This is a genomic window from Leucobacter sp. M11 (assembly GCF_035726885.1).
Taxonomy (GTDB): Bacteria; Actinomycetota; Actinomycetes; order Actinomycetales; family Microbacteriaceae; genus JAPFRB01.
This window is the reverse complement of sequence record NZ_JAPFRB010000004.1, coordinates 431,685-431,926: the sequence shown is the minus strand read 5'-3', so window position 1 is coordinate 431,926 and position 242 is coordinate 431,685. Positions and strand designations below refer to the sequence as shown.

The following is a 242-nucleotide window of genomic DNA, read 5'->3' as shown; positions in this document are numbered from 1 at the left end:
GAGCGGCCCCGACGGCCCCGCGGGCCCGGGCACGCCCGATCCCACGGCCAAGGGCACGCAGCCACCGGCCGCAGTCGGCCTGGCCACGACGGGAGGCGCAGCCCCCTGGGGCGCGCTGCTCGCCGGGGCGCTGACGCTCGTCGCCGGCGGGGCCGCGTGGCTCCTCGCCCGCCGCCGCACCGCCCGCTCGGGGTCGCCGCTCGACGCCTAGGGGAACCGCGCCTGCGCCCCGTGCCACGGCA

At 83.1% G+C, this 242-nt stretch carries 1 protein-coding gene; it reads left to right on the top strand.

Going from position 1 to position 242, the window contains the following annotated elements; genetic code table 11:
• Positions 1 to 211, top strand: a 211-nt coding sequence (locus tag OOT08_RS14130) for an LPXTG cell wall anchor domain-containing protein (RefSeq protein ID WP_325093428.1), incomplete at its 5' end; no start/stop codon positions are given.
• Positions 212 to 242: the final 31 nt, after the last annotated feature.